The sequence below is a fragment of the Microbacterium sp. MYb62 genome, from assembly GCF_002979475.1.
GTDB lineage: Bacteria > Actinomycetota > Actinomycetes > Actinomycetales > Microbacteriaceae > Microbacterium.
The window spans coordinates 126,676-143,403 of sequence record NZ_PCOY01000003.1; the positions used below are offsets into that span (position 1 = coordinate 126,676).

Annotated in this window: 14 protein-coding genes and 1 pseudogene; 6 read left to right on the forward strand and 9 right to left on the reverse strand. The window is 67.3% G+C overall.

The window, feature by feature from the left end; genetic code table 11:
- Window positions 1–17: 17 nt before the first annotated feature.
- The 4 genes from CQ042_RS05460 to CQ042_RS05475 all read right to left on the reverse strand — a co-directional run bounded on the left by CQ042_RS05460 (window position 18) and on the right by CQ042_RS05475 (window position 5,855).
- A complete protein-coding gene (locus CQ042_RS05460; protein ID WP_105669455.1) occupies window positions 18–2,489 on the reverse strand; it encodes a right-handed parallel beta-helix repeat-containing protein in 2,472 nt (823 codons plus the stop codon).
- A gap of 228 nt (window positions 2,490–2,717) precedes the next feature.
- The gene (locus CQ042_RS05465) at window positions 2,718–4,064 is read right to left on the reverse strand and encodes a phenylacetate--CoA ligase family protein (RefSeq protein WP_105669456.1); all 1,347 of its coding nucleotides are present in this window, start codon (window positions 4,062–4,064) and stop codon (window positions 2,718–2,720) included.
- A complete protein-coding gene (locus CQ042_RS05470; RefSeq protein ID WP_105669457.1) occupies window positions 4,061–5,119 on the reverse strand; it encodes a glycosyl transferase in 1,059 nt (352 codons plus the stop codon). The genes CQ042_RS05465 and CQ042_RS05470 overlap by 4 nt, the downstream gene beginning before the upstream one ends.
- On the reverse strand, window positions 5,112–5,855 hold the full coding sequence (locus tag CQ042_RS05475) for a CDP-alcohol phosphatidyltransferase family protein (protein WP_105669458.1): 744 nt from the start codon (window positions 5,853–5,855) through the stop codon (window positions 5,112–5,114). Before CQ042_RS05475 ends, CQ042_RS05470 begins: the two co-directional genes overlap by 8 nt.
- Before the next feature lie 95 nt (window positions 5,856–5,950).
- Between CQ042_RS05475 and CQ042_RS05480 the strand changes: the two genes are divergently transcribed.
- The 3 genes from CQ042_RS05480 to CQ042_RS05490 are packed head-to-tail and all read left to right on the forward strand — an operon-like array spanning window position 5,951 to window position 8,880.
- On the forward strand, window positions 5,951–6,880 hold the full coding sequence (locus tag CQ042_RS05480) for a glycosyltransferase (RefSeq protein ID WP_105669459.1): 930 nt from the start codon (window positions 5,951–5,953) through the stop codon (window positions 6,878–6,880).
- A 55-nt stretch (window positions 6,881–6,935) separates the two neighbouring features.
- A complete protein-coding gene (locus CQ042_RS05485; protein WP_105669460.1) occupies window positions 6,936–7,580 on the forward strand; it encodes a hypothetical protein in 645 nt (214 codons plus the stop codon).
- Window positions 7,581–7,593: 13 nt separating this feature from the next.
- Window positions 7,594–8,880 (forward strand): hypothetical protein, encoded by a 1,287-nt coding sequence (locus CQ042_RS05490; RefSeq protein WP_105669461.1) that lies wholly within the window; start codon window positions 7,594–7,596, stop codon window positions 8,878–8,880.
- Here the strand turns inward: CQ042_RS05490 and CQ042_RS05495 are convergent.
- Window positions 8,877–10,097: a glycosyltransferase gene (locus CQ042_RS05495; protein WP_105669462.1), complete on the reverse strand. Its 1,221-nt coding sequence runs from the start codon at window positions 10,095–10,097 to the stop codon at window positions 8,877–8,879. The genes CQ042_RS05490 and CQ042_RS05495 overlap by 4 nt on opposite strands.
- 119 nt (window positions 10,098–10,216) lie before the next feature.
- Between CQ042_RS05495 and CQ042_RS05500 the strand changes: the two genes are divergently transcribed.
- Window positions 10,217–10,672, forward strand: coding sequence for an adenylyltransferase/cytidyltransferase family protein (locus CQ042_RS05500; RefSeq protein WP_105669463.1), 456 nt, complete (start codon window positions 10,217–10,219; stop codon window positions 10,670–10,672).
- Window positions 10,673–10,700: 28 nt separating this feature from the next.
- Here CQ042_RS05500 and CQ042_RS05505 read toward each other — a convergent pair whose 3' ends face one another.
- Both CQ042_RS05505 and CQ042_RS05510 read right to left on the reverse strand, forming a co-directional pair.
- Window positions 10,701–11,093 carry an SIP domain-containing protein gene (locus tag CQ042_RS05505; RefSeq protein WP_105669464.1) on the reverse strand — a complete coding sequence of 131 codons (393 nt, stop codon included), beginning with the start codon at window positions 11,091–11,093 and terminating at the stop codon, window positions 10,701–10,703.
- A gap of 61 nt (window positions 11,094–11,154) precedes the next feature.
- Window positions 11,155–12,126, reverse strand: a pseudogene (locus tag CQ042_RS05510) (IS481 family transposase).
- Between the two features lie 567 nt (window positions 12,127–12,693).
- Here CQ042_RS05510 and CQ042_RS05515 point away from each other — a divergent pair.
- Window positions 12,694–13,041, forward strand: a complete 348-nt coding sequence (locus CQ042_RS05515; protein WP_105669465.1) for an Lsr2 family protein — start codon at window positions 12,694–12,696, stop codon at window positions 13,039–13,041.
- A 250-nt stretch (window positions 13,042–13,291) separates the two neighbouring features.
- Entirely contained in the window at window positions 13,292–13,579 is a 288-nt protein-coding gene (locus CQ042_RS20815; protein ID WP_146115348.1) for a hypothetical protein, read from the forward strand.
- An 88-nt stretch (window positions 13,580–13,667) separates the two neighbouring features.
- On the opposite strand, the gene CQ042_RS05525 is transcribed toward CQ042_RS20815, so the two are convergent.
- The gene (locus CQ042_RS05525) at window positions 13,668–15,521 is read right to left on the reverse strand and encodes an ATP-binding cassette domain-containing protein (RefSeq protein WP_146115349.1); all 1,854 of its coding nucleotides are present in this window, start codon (window positions 15,519–15,521) and stop codon (window positions 13,668–13,670) included.
- A gap of 29 nt (window positions 15,522–15,550) precedes the next feature.
- Window positions 15,551–16,693: a peptidoglycan-binding protein gene (locus CQ042_RS05530; RefSeq protein WP_146115350.1), complete on the reverse strand. Its 1,143-nt coding sequence runs from the start codon at window positions 16,691–16,693 to the stop codon at window positions 15,551–15,553.
- Window positions 16,694–16,728: the final 35 nt, after the last annotated feature.

The following is a 16,728-nucleotide window of genomic DNA, read 5'->3' on the forward strand; positions in this document are numbered from 1 at the left end:
GGCGGACCGGATTCCTCTCAGCGTCCGCTGCCGAGCAGCACGGTCCCTGCCGCGACGCCGAGCAGGGAGCTGATCGCCGCCGGAAGCGGCCGCGCGATCGCCGTGTTCGCGGCGATGTCATCCCTCATCGCCGCGAACGGCTCCGCCGCTGCGGTCTGGGCATTGCGCCATCCCTGGTTCTTCGCGGCGGCGAGCTGGGCCGGTGTCTTGAACGTCTCATAGACGTTGCCGGAGCCACCCCAGGTGACCATGGACGGGCCGCCGGTGGAGCTGCTGAACAGGTTGCCGTCGATCGTCACGTTCCACGTGTTCACGGCGCGGCCCGTCGCCGTGTCGTGTGCGAAGATCGCCCGCGGCCCGCCGGCGCCGAACACGTTGTTGCGGATCGTGATGTTCCGGGTGATCCAGGTGACGGTGGGATCGGCCCCGGAGACGCGGGGGTCCCTGCCCACCTTGTGGGTCGCCTGACGACGCTCGTCCTGCATGAGGTTGATGTCGTGCCGCGAGTTGTTCCCGAGGTCGTTGTTCGTGATGAGCACGTTCTCGGAATCGAAGACGCGGATGCCCTCACGGTTGTTGAACGTCTGGCTGCGGGCGATGGTGACCTGCGAGGAGAGCTCGACATGGATGCCGATCTCGGTGTTGTCGTTCGAGGTCACGTCGACGATCTTCACGTCGTAGCACGACTCGTCGAACCAGGTGCCGCTGCCGATGTTGCGACTGGTGTCGACGTTGCTCATGACGATGCCGCGGGTGCGGGTCACCTTCACCCCGCCGGCGACGGGCGAGCCGTTGAAGTGCTCGACGTTGTTGTCGGTCACCAGCGAGTCCGAGAACGTGGTGCCGTACGCCGTGGTGATCGACATGCCGAGCAGGCCGTTGCGCCGCACCGTGAGGTTGTCGATCGTCGCGCGGTCGTTGCCCACGAACAGGCCGATCGTGGCGTTGTCCTCGATGACCATGTCACGCAGCGCCACTCCCACGTTGTGCATGCGCACCGTGCCGAGCACGTCGTACGAGGTGGCGTAGCGTCGGACGCCGAAGCCCTGGAGCACCGAGTTCGCCGAGCGCACGTTGAGCGCCTGTCCGAGATCGCTCGCCCGCACGTCCTTGCCGGTCGGATCGCTGCCGAGGATGAGTCTGTCGGTCGCGTAGTCGACGGCGAACGTGCCGGGCACGACCTCTGCCGCCGACGCCACCTGGCGCAGGGAGGCACCGTTCACGAACAGCTGATCGGGGTGATTGGCCATCGGATGATTCGGATCGACGAACCACGACGCGTTGCCGTTGAGCATGTCGTCGTCGAACTCGGCCTTCCATCCGGAGCTGACCCAGGTGGAGCCCGACTTCGACCAGTTCGACACCTTGGACGACCCGTCGAACCACACGGCCTCGCCCGGGTAGGCCTGAATCGTCATGGTCTTGTTGAACGGGACCTCGACCGATTCGTGGTACTCCCCGGCGCGGACGACGATCGTCGATCCTGCGGGCGAGGCGTTCACGGCGGCCTGCACGGTACGGAACGGAGCCGTGGCGGAGCCCGTGGGCGATCCTCCGGCGCTCTTCACGTCGACGAACACGGCGCTCGCCGGCACGTCGTACCGCGCGGTGCCGACCACTGCCGCGCCGCGTGAAGCCACCCCTGTCCCCGGTTCGGGCTGCGGTTCCGGCTGAGGCTCGGGCTGGGGCTCGGGCTGAGGTTCGGGCTGAGGTTCGGGCTGGGGCTCCGGCTGGGGTTCGGGCTGCGGCTCCGGTGCGGGGGTCTCCGAACTCAGCGGACCCGCTGCGACGGCTGCCTCGATCGAGTCGATCTGGAGGTCGGCCGCCGCGGTGGCGCTGCTCGACGCGTATCCCCAGATGGCGAAGCCGCCAGCGCTGGAGAGGCGCTCACGCGACGAATCCGTCACGGACAGCTGCGGTGCGCCGGGTTCGGTGCCCGCCGGGGTGAGGCGGGCCTCGAAGGCCACGGCGTCCGTTCCGGTGACCGTGGCGTCGAAGGTGTACCAGCCGTCACCGAGGATGCTGAGGGGCACGGCGACGGACTTCAGCTCGGCCTCCACGCCTCCTCTGCTGCGGATCACGGAGAGCTGGACGCGCCCTTCGGCGTCGGTCACGAGCCGGACCCGATATGCGGAGCCATCGCTCTGCACGCGAGTCGTGTAGGCGTAGTACCCGCGGCCGCCGCTCTGATCGAGGCGGAGGTCGGCCGAGATGCGCACATCCTGCGCCTGGATGGACCGTGGCGTGAGGTAGGCGGACTCGCCCGGATTCAGCGTGATAGCGCCCGCGCCGTCGGCGACGCTCGCCACCGCGGCACGCGATGACCACGAGGAGTAGTCCAGGCCGTTGTCCGATGTGCCCCACCCGGTCGGTGCGGTGCGGTCGAAGTCATCGGACAGCAGCACATCGGGAGAAGCGGTGTCCTCGGCGGCCGCGGGGGCGGCTCCGATGAGGCCGACCATCAGGGTCGCAGCCGTGACCGCCGCCATGACGATGGCCGGGGTTCGAGTAGGGGAGGGATGGGAAGGGGTCGTGCGAAGTCGCGAACGCAACAGGGTCTCCTTGGGGTTTCAGCCCGCGTACACCGCGCCCCTCCAACCAGCCCCCTCCGGGCGTGATGGTGTGCAGTTTCGGTACGCACCGCCTACCCGGGAGGGGCGACGGCCAGGGGTCATTCTATACACGAAGCGCCACGGATCGTTGCCGAACCGAGATATTCACGAAGGATCCGCAGGCTCCCGGACCACGACCATGCTGCGGATGAAGCGCATCTTCCCGCCCACCTGCGGAATGTTGTCGACCCGCTCGACGCTCACCGGGACGAGCCCCTTCGTCGCGTGACGGAGCTTGGCCATCGCCGCGTCGATCCCCGCCTGGGCGTCGTGCGCATCGCTCGGGATGCACCGGAGGGTGACGGCGTAGTCGGCGTCCTGGACGATCTCGAACTGGCGGATCGAGAGCGGTGCGTCGTCGAAGATGTGCCCGAGAGCACCCGCGATCGTCGTGCCATCCGGTAGCCGGACCGCGTCGGAGGACCGTCCCGAGATCGCACCGAGGCGGGGCAGGCCGCGCCCGCAGGAACAGTGGCCAGGGCGATAGCTGCTGATGTCGCCGAGACGGTACCGCACGATCGGGAAGACCCGGTTCGTCAGATCCGTGACGATGACCTCGCCCTCGACGCCCTCCGGAACGAGGCGATCAGCGTCGTCGACGATCTCGATGCGGCGTACGTCGGCGAAGACGTGCAACCCGCTCTGCGCCGCGCACTCCCCCGCCATCCAAGGGATCTCCGCCGAGCGGTAGTGGTCGAAGCACGGCGCCCCGAAGGCCTCCTCGATCTCGGCGCGGGTACCCGGCGAGAGAGGAGCGGCCGTCACGGCAACCGCTGCCGGAGGAGTCACGGAGAGCCCCATCCGCCGCATCCGCCGCACGGTGTCGAGCACACCCCCGCCGTAGCCGATGAGGAACCTCGGGTTGACCTTGTTCCAGCGCTGCGCGAACTCCCGCACGGCATCGTCGGTGATCTGGAACGCGTCCAGCTGCACCCGCCGCGACGGCAGCCATCCGAGGTCGTGCCGGATGCGCGCGGCACCGGTCATCACATTCCTGGTCACGATCCCGCGATCATCCCAGGGCTTGACCCCCCACCACTCGAACAGGCGCCACTCGAGGGCCCGTGCGGGGAACCGCAGGTCACGCAGCAGGTGGAGGGGCAGACCGGTGCTGCCACCGGTCTTCGACACGACACTCGTGCGCGCGTCGGCCTCGTCGGTGCGGATGCCCGCGAAGTTCTCGCGCAGCATCCCCTTGTCGACGATCGGGAGGGAGGAGAACGCGGCGGGGTCGCGCAGATCGTCGTCCGTGAACCCGTGCGACGAGTAGAGGTCGCGGTAGAAGGCGCTGTGCCCGAACGCGAAGCGTGCGTGGGCGGCCGACCTCTCGGCGCTCACCTCCGCGACACCTTCCGGTGACAGCGCGTCCATCGCGAGGAACTCCCGGTACGCGGCCGTGCTGCTGCGTCCGCCCACCGCGGTCTTGAGACGGAACGCCGCTTCGCGCATCATGACCCGACCACCGTCCGTCCGCGAGGGCGGACTCCCGCCAGGCGTGCACTGAGAGCCGCACGATATGCCGATGCGTGGGCGGCGCCGGCATCGTCCCACTCGCGCCGGGACAGATCCGGACGATCCGCGACGATCTCTCGCACCGCCGCAAGAGCATCCACCAGGCCGGCGCCGTCGAGATCGCCGTCGTACATCTGCACCCACTCCGCGCCCACCTCTGCGGCGAGCGCCTCGTTGGGCGCGTTGCGCGGGACGAGCACCGGACGATCGAGGGAGAGGGCGGCGAGCACGCTGCCGGAGTTGTGCATGAAGCGATAGGCGAGCACCACGAGCTCGGAGCCGGTCACGAGCTCCACGAGCTCCGCATCGCTCAGGAACTCCAGCTGCAGGGTGACGTTCGGCAGATCGGCGACGCGGGAGCGCAGATCCTCGGCGAGCTCGATGCTCGAGGCCTTGCCGCCGATGACCATGCTGATCCCGGGATCGACCGCGAGCGCGTCGGCGTAGGCATCCACGAATCCGGAGACGCCCTTGTACCGGCGCACTCCGCCGAACGTGCCCAGGCGTCCGCGTACCCGGTCGGCGCGGGGCTGCACGCCGTACCAGTCCCGATAGTGCCCGTGCAGGATGAGCGTCTGCGCCGTTCCCGGAGGGAGCGGCGTGGTCTCGTTCAGCACGATGCGGTGGTCGGCCTCCCGGTCGATGCGACGCAGCAGCCAGAGCCTCGCTGCGTTGTCATCGGGGAGATCGAGGTTGTGCACGGTGCGCACGACGGCGATCCGGCGGGAGAGGCCGTGACGCAACGCCAGCAGCGCGGTGAGCGCGTACTTCCCCACCGAGGAGACGGCGCTCGCGCCGTGGAGCTTGACCTCCGGCCAGTGCCAGTGGAAGACGTCGTACCGACCGAGCAGCGCCTCACGCCAGGAGAACCGCACGTGCTCGACGCCGTCGGTGGCGGCGAGGGCCTCGTCGAGCATGGTGATGTACGGATTGGTCGTGACGCGCGGAGCGCCGAACGACTGCATCACCCGGAGGGGCCGCTGCGGATCAGACATCGGCGGCCAGCCCGCGGATCGAACGGTACCAGCGCAGTGCCGCGAGCAGGAGCATCAGCGCGTTGATCACGGCGAGCGCCGTGTAGATGCCGACGAACACGGGCTGCCACCACAGGAGCGCGAACACCAGGCAGAGGAAGCCGTAGTCGGTCGGGATGACGGCGAGCGAGTAGAGTCCTCCGGATCGCCAGGCCTCCCGTGGCGCCTCCGCGGATCGCTCCGGGTGCTGCAGACGGTGGACGCGGCGGAGGAAGTCTGCGGCGATGATGCCGAAGAAGAAGACGTTGGCCGTGGCGGCGAAGGCCAGCGGAACGAACAACCAGACGTCGGGCAGCTCATAGAAGCGGAACCAGCAGACGAGCACCGCGAGGTGGATGGTCGCGAGCTTGATCGAGTCGAAGAAGTGGTCGAGCCACTCCCCGGCGAGCGAGCCGGTGCCCGTGAGCCGCGCGAGCTGGCCGTCGGCGGAGTCGAGGGCGTAGCCGAGCACGAGCAGCACCGACACGAGGATCGACGACCAGACGGCGGGCGGCAGGAGCGCGATCAGCGCGACACCGGTGAGCGTGAACACGGCGCTCACGATCGTGACCTGGGTGGGCGTCATCCGCAGCACGTAGGCCGTCGCCGCCATCGGCCGACCGAGTGGCCGGTTGATGTAGCGCGAGTAGGCCGCCGCCCCCTTGGACGACTTCTGCGCCTCTTTCAAGCGACTCATCGCCGCACGGATCTCTGACACGACATCTCCCCCCAGGCGGCGTCGAATGTAGCCTTCACTATATCGACAGGTTCGCGCGCGACTCACGGAGATGTGCGACCGGGGAAGGAACAGGGATGAGCGAGCGCGCTCTTGCCGTCGTCGTCGTCAACTACGGTGCGACGGCCCTGCTGGAGGTCAACCTCGTCGCGACGGCGGAGGCGCTCCCGGACGCGCGCATCGTCGTCGTCGACAACCTGTCCTCCCTCGAGGAGCGCGAGCGGGTCGAGCGTCTCTGCTCGCAGCACGGCTGGGACCTCGTCCCGATGTCGACGAACGCCGGATTCGGCGGCGGAGTGAACGCGGGAGCCGCGCACGCCTTCCGCGTCGGCGGTGCCACGGATCTCCTCCTGCTCAATCCGGATGCCCGCATCGACGCGCTTTCGACGAGTGCATTGCTCGACGCGACCTCTGACGGCACGACGCTGGCGTCCCCGCGGGTGGAGGACGCCGGCGGCAAGACCTGGTTCGCCGGGATGGACGTCTATCTGGATGACGGGTCCATGGGCGGTCCGCGGCGACGCCGGGAACAGCCGTCCGCCCGCCGGCTGCCGTGGATCAGCGGCGCGTGCATGCTGGTGCCGCACGCGGTGTGGGACCTCGTCGGAGGCTTCGACGAGGACTACTTCCTCTACTGGGAGGATGTCGACATCTCGGTCCGCGCGGCACGGCTCGGCGCCAGACTGCTCGTGGTCGACAGCGCGCTCGCGGTTCATGATGAGGGCGGGACCCATCGGTCGCAGGATCAGCGGCCGGAAGCGAAGTCGGAGCTGTACTACTACTACAACATCCGCAACCGGCTCCTCTTCGCGTCGTCGCAGCTCGACGCGAAGGATGCGGCGGCCTGGGAGCGCACGGCGTGGAGGAATGCCAGGGAGGTGCTCCTCCGCGGCGGACGTCGGCAGTTCCTCCGTCCGCTCCCCCCGCTGCGCGCCGCGTGGCGGGGAGTGCGCGACGGGAGACGTCTGATGGCACGCGCTCGGTCACGCCAGGGCGCTGAGGTCTAAACTCGGATGACCGTCGCTCGCGCACCGCGAGGACGCGGGGCGAGGTGGGGATCACATGGTGGACGCGCACGACGAAGAGAAGCCGGGCCGCCGACGCGCCTGGATCATCCTGCCGATCCTCGTCGCGGTGATCGCGCTCGCGGTCGCCGCCGCCTTCATCGTCCCGCCGCTGCTCTCGCCGGCGGCGCAGCCTGACCCGACCTCGACGCCGACCGTGCCGCCGCGCGACATCGTCGACCCGGATTCGCCCCGCCCGACGGAGACGCCCTCTCCGGCCCCGTCGGCGAGCGACTCCCCGTTCGCCGAGCTCTCTCCCGTCGCTCCCGACGCGACCATCGTGACCTCCGACGAGATCGACATCTCGCTGTCACGCCTCGAAGCCGTGCAGGGCGAGGCCACTCTCGCCGGCGAGACCTCCGGACCGGCCGTCCGGGTCACGGTGCGACTGGTCAACGCGGGCTCCGAGCCGATCGATCTCGAGTACGTGACCGTGAACGCATACTCCGGCAAGGATCGCAGCCCCGCCGGCACCGTCACGCAACCGGGAGGGGTGCCGTTCGAGGGGTCTCTCGCCCCCGGCGACTCCGCAGAGGGCGTGTACCTGTTCACCATCGCGGAGGCGGACCGCGAAGACGTGACGATCACGGTCGACTACCTCTTCGGCGCCCAGGTCGCCGTGTTCCGCGGCGACCTCCGCTGAGACAGGCGCACCGATGCGCGGCGCGGGCTCCTACACGACCACCTCGATCATCGCGGCGGTCGCATCGGCGGCCTCCGCGGTGCGCTACAACTTCGGTCCCGGCATCAGCATCTCCCTCGTGATCGCCGCGGTGCTGATTCCCGTGTGGTGGCCCGCGCTGCGCCGATACCGCTTCGCGAGGCCGTTGATGCTGCTGGCCGCCCTGGCCACGGTTTCAGGGGCGGTGCTGACGGCTTTCGAGACGATGCGCCCCACATCGACGAGCCTCCTGCTCGAGCAGTCGTTCACCCTGCTCTCCCTCGCCGGGAGCATCGGCGTGCTGCTGTGGGCGCGCACGGAGCTCGGTCTCGGCGGCACCGCCGTCGCATTCGGCATGGGGGCGCTCGCCAACGTCGCCCTGACAGGCGGAAACCCGGCCAACCTGTGGAAGTACTCGCTGGCCGTCCCGGTCATCATCATCGTGCTGGGCTTCACGTCCACCACCAGACGGCGCTCCCTCGACCTGCTCGCGCTCGCCGCTCTCGCCGTCGTCTGCCTCTTCTCGGACTCGCGGTCCATGACGTCCTTCCTGCTGCTGGCTGCCGTCATCGTGCTCTGGCAGATGTTCCTCCCACCGGGCGCACGGCGTCCCCGCCCCGCCCAGACGCTCATCCTGCTCGGCGCGCTGAGCCTGGCGGCGTTCAGCCTGCTGCAGGCCCTCATCCTCGAAGGCGTGCTCGGCGACGCCGCCCAGCAGCGCACCCAGGCGCAGATCGACACCTCCGGATCCCTCATCGCGGGCGGCCGACCCGAGCTCGGCGCGGCGACCGCGCTGATCGGTGCGCGACCGCAGGGGTTCGGCAGCGGGGTGCTGCCGACATCGCAGGACGTCTGGATCGCGAAGACGGGCATGAGCGAGCTGAACTACGACCCCGACAACGGCTATGTCGAGGGATACATGTTCGGCGGTCAGTTCGAGGTGCATTCGGTGCTCGGCGATCTGTGGCTGCGCTTCGGACCCCTCGGAGCGGCCTTCGCCGTCGCTCTCCTCTGCGGAGCGATCTACGCGGTGGCCAGGGCCGTCTCGCTCAAGGCGGCATCCGGTCTCGTGGTGTGGCTGACGCTCCTCGGAGCCTGGGACACGTTCTTCAGCCCGCTGCTCACCTCATCGCGCACGCTGGCGCTGCTGTTCGCTCTCACGGCCATCCCCGTGGCGGAGGTCGTCCGACGGCGAAGCCCCCGACAGAAGCGCATCGACCGCCTGCTGCCGCAGGCCGACGGAGACCAGACGCAGTTCCTCCCGCGGAATGCGGAGAGCTAGAGCTCGCCCGGCTTCATCACCTCGACGTCGATCGCCCGGATCACACGCTGCGCCGCCGTGTCGGTCGGCGGCTCGGCGCCCAGGGCGTCGCCCTTGCGCCGCCGCTGGGGCGCGTAGACGACGAGCGAGTGGAACAGGAACCGGGCGAAGAACGCCACGATGAGCGAGAGCCCGGTCGCGAGCACGCTCGAGATGTGCCACGACTCGACCATCAGGGCCATCACCGGGATGCGCAACGCCGCCTCGACGTTGTTGAACGCGAACGAGCTGGCGAATCGGATGCCGAGCCCGCGGGCGTCGGTCTTCATGTCGGCGAAGACGAAGCGCTCCTGGAGGAGGAAGTTCCCGATGATCGTGACCTCGGCGCCGATCACGGCGGCCCAGATGTACGGCACTCCGGCGGCGGTCAGTGCCCACATGATCCCGAGGTTGGCGGCGGCGCCGATCGCACCGATCAGCGCGAACAGCGACATCTTGCCGAAACGCAGTCGGGCGAGGTGGGCGATGAACGTCGCGCCCTGACGCAGGCTCGCCTTCGACGTGCCGTGCCGGCGTTCGGCGAACTCCATCGGCACCTCGGCGATGCGCAGATCGTTGCGGGCGAGGATCTCGAGGAGGATCTTGAAGCCTCGAGGCTGAAGGCCGGCGAGGTCGAGACGGCGACGATCGACCAGGAAGAAGCCGGTCATCGGGTCGGTGCTGCGGGCGAGACGGATCGGGAACATCGCCCTGGTCAGCCAGGTCGCCGTGCGCGAGACGCCGAAGCGCACGGCCGTGCCGAGACCGCTCGTGTCTCCGCCGCCGATGTAGCGAGACGCCGCGACCACGTCGGCGTCGCCGACGGCGTGCCGGGCGAGCAGGGCGGGGAGGAGCTCCGGCGGATGCTGCAGGTCGCCGTCCATCACGATGCAGACGTCTGACGCCGCGGACTCGAGTCCGACGACCACGGCGCCGCCCAGGCCGCCGGTGTTCTCGGCGCGGTGGATGACCCGCACGGGGATCGGGGCGTCGGTGGCCACGCGCTCGACCTCGGCCGCGGTGTCGTCGGAGCTGTCGTCGACGAACAGGATCTCGGCGTCCCCGTCGGCGAGCACGGCAGCGGTGCGTGCGACGAGCTCGGCGACGTTGTCGCGCTCGTTGAACGTCGGCACGATGACCGTGACCGGTGTCCCCACGTCCGCCCCCTGTTCCGCACGCGCATCGCCTGCGGCCTCCATCGTTCCACGGGATCCTATGCAGAACGAAACCCGCACTGCTAGACTTTCGAACCGCGGCTGTGGGAGTCGCGAAGCGGGTGGGGATCCGCTTACTGGGGAATCACTGATCTGGGGAGATCATGGGGACGCGTATCGGCTATGCCGTTGGTGCTTTCGACCTGTTTCACGTCGGGCATCTGAATCTACTTCGTCACGCCAAGCAGCACTGCGACATTCTGGTCGCGGGCGTCGTCAGCGACGAGATGCTGCGCCAGGTGAAGGGCATCGAGCCCGTCATCCCGACAGCGGAGCGTGCGGAGATCGTGAAGCACATCTCGTTCGTCGACGACGTCTACGTCGAGACGACGCCGTCGAAGATGGACTCGTGGCGCGACGTGCGGTTCACGCACTTCTTCAAGGGCGACGACTGGCGAGGCACCGACAAGGGCCTGCTCCTGGAGCGCGAGTTCGCCGAGGTCGGCGTGGAGGTCGTGTACTTCCCGTACACGGCGCATACGTCGAGTTCGTCGCTGCGGCGCGCTCTCGATGCCATCACTGCAGGAGCGGGTGCGCCCGCGGTGGCTGCGAGCCGCTGAACGACCGACGACCGCTTTTCGCGATCGTTCAGTTCGCGACGCCCAGCAGGCTGCGCGCCATCCGCGCCACGTGCGGCGGCGTGTGCGGCCCGAGCCAGACGGTCCACTGCGATGGCGGGTCGGTGCACGTCCACTCGACGCACCAGGCGAGTACGGCGTTCGCCAGGCGCTCGCCCCGCGTGTGCGCCCTGGTGCCATCTCCCCGGACGAGCCAGCGCACCGAGACCCCCTCGGGGACGTCGATGTGACGGAACTGGATGCGCGCCGCCGCCTCGAGGATGACGACGCCCTGGGCGTCCCAGGGGAGACGCGCGGCGATGCTCGCGATGAAGCCCGCATCGGCCGCATCTCCTGCGATGAGCACGGCGCCTTCGATGTTGTCCCAGTCGGGATCCTCCAAGTGCTCGCATGCGCTGCTCATGGAACTCAGTATAAGTAAGGGTACCCTTACCCACCAGGGTCGATGCTCTGCCGGCCTCCGCCTAGCTGTAGTGACCTCGACCGTTGTTGATTCGGTCGATGGGGGTTTTGCCGTCGATGCCGAGGTGGGCTCTGTCCAGGTTGTAGTAGTCGAGCCATGCGGGCAAGGCTGCTGCGCGTTCCGTGTTCGAGGCGTTGGCGCGGGCATAGGCCCATTCGGTGGCGAAGGTGCGGGTGAGGCGTTCGACTTTCCCGTTGGTCCAGGGGCAGTGCGGGCGGATGAACTTCTACGTGATGCCGTGGGTGTCAAGAACGGCGCGGAACGCGGCCGAGTTCCGGTAGGCGAACGCGTTGTCGCTGATCACCCGTTCAACGGTGACGCCGAGGCGGGCATGGAACGCGATCGCGCGTTCGAGGACTCCGGCCGCGGTAGTCCCCTTCTCATCGTTGTGGATCTCCGCGTAGGCGAGGCGGGAGTGGTCATCGATCACGGTGTGGACATAGTCGTAGCCGATCCCACGGCTGCGGACTTTCTCGCTGCGTCCGTGCGCCCGCCACCCACCGCCGTCAGGGATGCGTCCGAGCTTCTTCACGTCGATATGGATGAGGGAGCCGGGGTGGTCGTGCTCGTAACGGTTCGCGGACCGGCGGGTCGCGCGGATCACGGTCCCCGTCACAGGGTCGGTCTCGCGCAGCAGCGGCGCGTGGTGGCGACGCAGCACCCGACCGACAGTCGAGGCCTGCATGCCGAGCTTGCCGGCGATGAAGACCGGACCGCGGCGGGTCAGATGCCGCATGATCCGCACTCGGGTCTCCAGGCACGGCCCGGTCCGAGAAGGATGCGAGTTGGCGATACTGGACCGATCGATCAGACCCGCCGGACCCTCCTCCCGGAACCTGCGCCACCACCGCCAGGCGGTCGTGCGAGAGATCCCCATCTCCGCCGCGACGTGCGCGACCGCACGACCCGACTGGACGCGCTGAACCATGATCAACCTGCCGGCCGGAGCCAGCCGGGCATTAGCGTGGGACACGAGAAGCCTCGGTGTGTTCGAGCTGAAGAACTAGACAGCTCCAACTCGACACCGGAGGCTTCTCCTACGTCAACAACGATCCGGGTCAGTACACCTAGCGCCGCAGGGTATGTGCCAACGACCTCTGGAGAGCCCTGCATTACCGAACTATCGAATCCTGCGTCTGCGCCCTGCCTGCGTGGGGCGAGCGCCCACACTTCTCCGGAGATAGTGAGCAGATCAACGCTCTCATTCACGCTGCTTCCGGAATCAAGGCTGTCGTCAGCGATGCTCGAGAACTCGACAGGGATGCGCTGATGCTGGCACTACGTGACCTTCTTGCGGAGGCTGGCTCTCGTCGGGTACTGGGTTCGTTCTTGACCGGCGCACCTGAATCGGCGCTGTCTGGATCTTCCTCGCTCTCCACCAGAGTTGTGGTCTCGCGTTCTCAACATTCCTTTCCGGCGTCGGAGGGTCTTGGCCGTGCGCGAGCTAGGAAATCTTCTTGGCTGTCAAATCTCTGGGGCGTAACATGCCGGTGGAACCCAAAGCACCCGAGCTGAGGGGATCAACGATTGGACCCTACCCATGGCGCAGCGCCACATCGTCGAGTTGATTGACGACCTAGACCAGACCCCTATCGATGGTGCTGGCGGCAGCCATACCTTTGCCCTGGATGGCCGCGAATACGAGATTGACCTCTCGGAAGCGAATGCTGATCGACTTCGGGGCGCGTTGGCGCCATTCATTGGAGCGGGTCGACGCGTCGGTAGCTCGAAGATTGCGAGCGCATCGGCCCCAACCCGTGGCCGCGCACGGTCCAGGAATGAAACAGACGCCATCCGCGTCTGGGCACGACGAAACGGCTATGAAGTTAGTGATCGCGGGCGGATTGCCGAATCGGTCCTTAACGCATATCGGAGTCAGGCCACATAGATACGGCTTCGGAGTCGGTGAGTTCGCAGCTGAGACTGGGGGCGTTCCAAGAACGCCCCCAGTCTCAGCTGCTTCGCCAGAAACGAGCGCTTACGACGACGAGAGCCTAAGTCCCATTGATCAGGGAAGCAGCGAGTGCTCCACCTCCCGCGATGTGCCGAGAAACTGCGCAAGGCGCTCCGCACGGGAAGGGCACGTCGGAAAACCCACAAGCAGTCGCAGACCCCGCCAGCCGCGCTACCGCGACCCGATGGTGATGATCAGCGACCGCCTCGCCGAAGTCGACGACGGCTCCGCAATCGCGACGCTCGTCGAGCGCACCAGTCGCTTCACAACGCTTGTTCACCTGCCCGACGACCACGGCACCATCATTCTCGGCGACGCACTGGCCCGCACGCTCCAGCGCCTCCCCGCACACCTGCGCCGCTCGCTCACCTGGGTGTGGGGTCAGCACTCGATCGCCCTTCGAAGCCGTCGAAGCGGCGGCACTGAGAACCGGCCGCCCGTGGTGACTGCATCTGCGCGTGAAGGGCTCTGACGGGGCGCCTTGGGCCTTCAGACGGCTCTTACGCCAGCCGCTCAGAGGCCGTCGCCGTAGCACGCCGCGCTGGACGAGCTTGGCTGCTCTATTGCAAGGGACGAAGGGCGCTGTTCGGCTGGATGCGGATCGCGCGGATTGCTCCGGCCAGGGAACCAAACACGCTCACAATGACACCGACGATGATGGCAAGGCCCGCAAGGCGAATGTCGAAGATGGGGGTCCATCGATTCGCCAGAGTTACGGCGAGCACCGCCACGAGGCCACCGGCCAGTCCGAGGATTGCACCGACAACACCAGTGAGAGCCGACTCGACCGCGAGCATGGAGGCGATGTGCCTGGATTTGGCACCCAGCGCGCGCCGAAGCCCGAACTCGACCCGACGCTCCGCCGCAGATGCCAGCGACGCGAGCGCCACGCTGAGGATGGTTCCGACCAGAGCCACGATGGTCACCACCAGCATCGAGCTGGCGACGCTTGCTTCAATACTGTTACGCATGCCTGAGGGGTCAGGTGGAGACGCCACCTTTACGCTTTCTGGTGCGAACGGGTTCATCACCAGCGGCGCTTCGCGCGCGACTTGCTGGGCGGCACCTACCCGAGTCGTGATCAGCGTGTCATCCACCCCAGTAGTCAGAGGCGGTAGCGGCTCGGGGGCCGTGAGGACAGCGCCGATCCACTCAGCTTGGCGGGGCGATTTCGAGAACACCCCGACCACGACATGCGGCACACCATTGACAACGATGGTCGGTGACGCGCCGACAGCGGCGATGTTCAGGCGCTCGGCAAGCGCCTCACCTACTAGCACCTCGTCGGGTCCAAGCTCACCCGACCACGAACTTCCTGCAACGAGCGTAAGCCTTCCAGCCTCGACAACCTCTCCTCGCGCGTGAATCCAAGGCGTCTGTACGGCTTCCCGCCCATCCCCGCTCTGCACGAGCGCGACGTACTCAACTGCATCAGCCACCGCCTCCACGCCGTTCAGGCCCCTGAGACGGTCGAGTGTTTGGGCGGTAGGAGGCAAGGTTTCCTCGTCGATAGCTTGAGTGATCGTGACCTCCTTGCTCGCGACGGCGTCGAACAACGTGGAGACCTGACTTGAGGCCGCGTACGAAAGCCCCAGCGTGGCAACCACGAGGCCGACCGCTACAGCAACTGCCGCCAGAAAACCGACTAGACGGCTCGGGCGGGAAAGAAGGTTCTCCAGAATGTCGCGGGCAGCTGCGGAGGGCCGTACCTGGCTGGCGTGACCCGGCGGAGTTCGAAGTGCGCTCCGACCGACCCCCTCCGGGCTCACCATTGGGGTATCGTCCGTGATCTTGCCATCCGAGACACGGACCCGACGGTGAGCTCGAGACGCAACGTCCGCGGAATGAGTCACGAGCACGATGGTCGTGCCCGACGCGTTGACTTCCTCAAGCGCCTGGACCACGTTCTCAGTATTGGCGCTGTCGAGGTTCCCGGTCGGTTCGTCCGCAACCAGGATCGGAGCTTTCGACGCTAGCGCTCGCGCGATCGCTACTCGTTGCCGCTGCCCACCTGAGAGTACGTTCCCCTGGGTGTTGGCGAACGATTCCATGTCCACGCGTTGGAGCGCGTCAGCTGCGCGAGCGCGGGCCTCTTCTGGGCTGAGGCCTCGATATAGCAGCGGCAAAGCCACGTTATCGAGGACTGTCCGGCGTTCCAGGAGATGAAATCCCTGGAAGATGTAAGAAAAATTGTCGGATCGAAGTGCCGAAAGGCCACTCGATGGAACCGAGTCCGCTGCGCGCCCGCGGAGACGGTACGTACCGGATGTGGGCTTTTCCAGAAGCCCGATCAGGCTGAGCAGCGTAGACTTTCCGCTGCCCGATTCGCCCTCAATGGCTACGAACTCTCCAGCCTCGATCTTCAGATCTGCGCCGTCCAGCGCGACGACGTTACCGTCGCGCCCATAGGTCATGCGCAGCGACTCGAGTTCTAGCTCCGCCACTACTTCAGGACCACTTCGTCGCCGATCTTCAAGGCCTCCGCTTTAACTGGCTTCACCGCGCTCCGCCCCAATGAGTCGGCAACTTCGATGACTGCCACTTCTGTGAGGTCGTCATGGTCGCCCTGGACACGGACGTAAAAGTCGTCACCTCGAACAATGACAGCACGTGTCGGCACGATCAGCGACTCTTCAATGCCCGCATCAAGTCGCACATCTGCGACAAGGTCAGTTCCCACCGACGTGTCGGGAAATGCGGTAGCCGTAGCAGTGAAGATGGCATCGACCGTTCCATCCTCGCGCGCCGTCGTGGTCACATTCTGGAGCGAGATGGCAACCTGGTCTGTTGCCCCTTCCACCACGATGCTCCCCGACATTCCCACCTCCATCTGCGCAGCCGTTGCTGTCGTCACCGGTGCGACGAACTGCAGCGTCCCAGAAGCGAATGAGACGACTGCGCCTTCGTCCGGCACTTGGCCCACGGCAGGGACAGCCGTGACAACCGCCGGTAGAGTGGGCGCCACGGCAGCGGCGCTCATCGGGAAGAGCGCGACGCCGGCGGCAGGGTCAGCCTCTGTCTTGGTCGCATCGGCCGAGGGCGCTGTACTGTCGGGCTCAGCTGTTCCTTGGGACGGCTGCTGCACTTGCCTTCGCGCCTGCTGCTGCGGCGACTCATAGCCTGCGGACGTATACAGCCAGGCAATGCCTGCTTGCGTCCCCGCCCCGAGAACGCCGTCGACGCTGAGGCCGTATCCTGCTGCGCTCAGGGCGTTCTGAAGGGCCCTGACATCCGGGCCGCGATCCCCTGCTCGCAGGTCCCGGTAGAACGGGAACGAACCCGGAAGCGCGAAAACCGGCTGGCCATTCAATTCCGCAACGACCGAGCCCGCGGAGACACGAGCCCCACTGACCACTGGTGCTTTCGTCACCACTTTTGAGCCAGTATCAGTGAGAGTGACGTTCGTGACGTTCGAATAGCTCACAGTTCCGCGCACGGAAATGGATCTCTCTAGGGTTCCAAGCTCAACCGTCGCGGTGATGACAGACGCGGCCGGCGCACGGGAATCCGCCGCCACCTGTTCCGGGGAACGGAACGATCCGGCCAGCACCCAACCGGCGCCAATGGCAACGCTGAGGGCGACCACAGCGCCGGCTCCCACGACCGCGCCTCGTGGGAGCC